This is a genomic window from Mesotoga infera, assembly GCA_011045915.1.
Lineage (GTDB): Bacteria > Thermotogota > Thermotogae > Petrotogales > Kosmotogaceae > Mesotoga > Mesotoga infera_D.
Genome location: DSBT01000195.1, coordinates 1 through 2,548 on the forward strand (window position 1 = coordinate 1; position 2,548 = coordinate 2,548).

Annotated in this window: 3 protein-coding genes; all 3 read left to right on the top strand. The window is 46.7% G+C overall.

Annotated features, from left to right (window positions below):
- Positions 1 to 247: DNA recombination protein RmuC (rmuC, locus tag ENN47_07190; protein ID HDP77952.1), on the top strand; the 247-nt coding region annotated here is incomplete at its 5' end.
- Positions 248 to 921: 674 nt separating this feature from the next.
- Positions 922 to 1,617, top strand: a complete 696-nt coding sequence (locus ENN47_07195; protein ID HDP77953.1) for a VUT family protein — start codon at positions 922 to 924, stop codon at positions 1,615 to 1,617.
- A gap of 163 nt (positions 1,618 to 1,780) precedes the next feature.
- Entirely contained in the window at positions 1,781 to 2,383 is a 603-nt protein-coding gene (locus ENN47_07200) for a DNA ligase (protein ID HDP77954.1), read from the top strand.
- Positions 2,384 to 2,548: the final 165 nt, after the last annotated feature.

Genomic DNA, 2,548 nt, shown 5'->3' on the forward strand with positions numbered 1-2,548 from the left:
AAGGCTTGTTCAAGCCTCGAAAGAACTCTATAATAGATTCGGTGTTTTCTTCGCTCATTACAACAGACTGCAGGGCCATCTAAAGAACGCCGTCAGTGCCTACAATGATGGAGTGGGTTCCTTCGAAAGCAGGCTGCTTCCTAAAGTCAGGGAAATCGAAGTCCTTAGCGAGACACGCGAAAGGCTTCCCGAAATTGAGGGAATTGCCGAGGAACCGAGATCTTCGGAAAATATGAACTATGATTGATCTCCTGCGCCAAAACAAAGAGATCAGACTTGGAGAAGAGCGTTTCAGAGGCGGGCGAGAACCCTCTTCGCCGCGATGTGGTCATCGAAGATCAGCCCTTTTGCTTGGGCAGAGCTTTTGTCAGCTTCTTTAGGTCTTTCCCGAAGTCTATCTGCCAGTTTTATAGACAGTATCTGACATATGCTGGAGGGATCAATAAGGGAGACCAACAATATGGGCTATCGCATCGGCACTTGCAGCACTCTATGCTTCGACTGCACCGTGTATGTGGTGGTCCCTGTGAAGGCTGCTACCTGCGCAGTCGCGAATTGACGCTGGAATCTCCACTACAGAGCGATCTGCATTGAGTTTTCGGCGAGGATTGAGCTTGTATTCGACCACGTTGGTATTTTACAGATGTCGCAACCGGAGATGTTTTGTCGTTCTTGCGGTTTTTTCGACTATCTCACCGACTTCATAGAAAATAACAATCTCTTCAGTTTAAGGTAAAAACCATGTGATTTCGCTCCCAGCTGCCTGTTCTATAAGTAAGACAGTATCTATAATACTCGAGAGTGGTTTTGAAAGTCTTTATGCGATAAAATGCGAGAGGGGATGCAATGTCCGGTCTTCCGATGACAGAAATTTACCGGTCTCTTGATGCTGATTGTGAAGGATTCGGAATGGAGGTATAGATGAACGAACTATTGTGGTTTTTGATGCTTGTAGTGAACTTCAGTTTGATCACAGTTGCTTACAAATTGTGGGGAAAGACAGGACTGTACGTCTGGGTAGCCATAGCTGCGATAATTGCCAATGTCCAGGTAATAAAGACGGTTTCACTTTTTTGGATGGCCGCGACTTTGGGAAATATCGTTTATGCGACGTCGTTCTTGGCTACGGATATTCTTTCTGAGAATCATGGAAAGAAGGAGGCCAAGAGAGCAGTTTACATCGGCTTTTTCTCTCTGATAGCGACTACCGTGATAATGCAAATCGCTCTTGCCTTCGAGCCTCATCACTCCGATTTCTCTCAGGAGCATCTCTCAGCAATATTCGGCCTTCTCCCGAGAATTGCACTGGCAAGTCTGGCAGCCTACTGGTGTTCTCAGTTACACGATGTCTGGGCATATGACTTCTGGAAGAAGAGGTTTCCGGACAGGAAGCACATCTGGCTGAGAAATAACGCAAGCACTATGGTATCGCAGCTGATCGATACGGCGGTTTTTACTTCAATAGCCTTTTTAGGAGTTTTTTCGGCCGATGTGTGGTGGCAGATATTCTGGTCCACTTACATTCTAAAGTGGGTCGTTGCAGTTCTAGACACTCCATTCATCTATCTAGCCCGAAAACTGAAAGACGAGGGTAAAATCAAGGATCTTGTTCCCTGATTTTCTTGATGAGAAATCTTCCTCGAGATAGTTTCATGCTGTGTTCTCTTGTGCTTCCGAAAGCTCTCGGCCGTCGGTTGATATAATTCAAATGAAACAGGAATATTCTTGAGAGAAGTGATTGTTCAACTCCCCGGCTGACAAAGAGATCAGGAGGTAGACTGTGGACGAGAGTGACAGGAAACTGAATAAGTACGAAATGAAGAGAGACTTCAGCAAGACGCCGGAGCCCGACGGCAAAGAGGCCTCTCTTGAATGGGCTAAAGGCAGACCGGTATTTGTTGTTCAGAAACACGCTGCATCGACTCTTCATTATGACTTTCGAATCGAAGTGGATGGAGTTCTGAAGTCATGGGCCGTTCCCAAAGGTCCGTCAACAGACCCCTCTGAAAAAAGGCTGGCCGTTCCCACGGAAGACCATCCACTCGAGTACGGCGATTTCGAAGGAAATATCCCCGAAGGAGAGTACGGCGGAGGCACGGTCCTTCTTTGGGACCGGGGAAGCTACAGAAATCTGAAGGAAGACCCTGAATCGAACCCACTCACAAAACAAATCGAAGATGGTCATATCACAATTTGGCTCGAAGGAGAGAAGCTTAAAGGTGGCTATGCGCTCATCCGCACGGGAAAGGCGGAGAATGCCCGGTGGCTTCTGATTAAGATGAGTGATGAAGAAGCCGACGCAAGAAGAAACCCAACGTCGACCGAGCCCAATTCAGTAAAGACAGGAAGAAGCCTCGAAGAAATTCGTGATTCCAAAGATTAAACAACTTATACAGTGAGCCTCCAAGATCAGGAGATGAATAAGCCAGATATCATCTTTTCCCTTTCTGGAGCTGCGAGAGTTCATCTCGATGACGGGAGATCGGGACTATTGTGATCGTGATTGAGTATTGCAGCTATTCGAGGTAGTGTCTTTATTGATCCTATC